The 384-nt window shown below is 71.1% G+C and carries 1 protein-coding gene; it reads left to right on the forward strand.

The window, feature by feature from the left end; translation table 11 throughout:
- On the forward strand, nt 1-384 hold a 384-nt coding region (locus D7Y04_RS43725; RefSeq protein WP_121763102.1), incomplete at both ends, for a DUF3419 family protein.

Here is a 384-nt window from a genome sequence, read left to right on the forward strand (position 1 = left end):
CATGTTCGGCCCGGCGGCGACGCAACACGCGACGCCCGGCTCCTACCCCGGCTACTTCCAGGCGACCTTCGAGCGGGGGCTGCGGCGCGAGGACGCCCACCACAATCCCTACCTGCAGCACGTGCTGCTCGGCGCCTACCGTCCGGAGGACCGTCCCGCGTACCTGCGCGCGGAGGCGCCGCTCCCCGTCCCGCTGGTGGAGGACTCGCTCCCCGCCGTGCCCGACCTGGGACGCTTCGACGTCGTCTCGCTGTCCAACATCTTCGACTGGTCGGACGACACGCTCGTCTCCGAGTGGGCCACGCTGCTGTCACGCGAGGCTCGCCCCGGCTGCGCCGTGTTGCTGCGACAGCTCAACAACCAGCGAGACCTCCGCCGCTTCTT

Origin of the sequence: Corallococcus sp. AB038B, assembly GCF_003668955.1 — a bacterium.
Classification (GTDB): Bacteria; Myxococcota; Myxococcia; order Myxococcales; family Myxococcaceae; genus Corallococcus; species Corallococcus exiguus.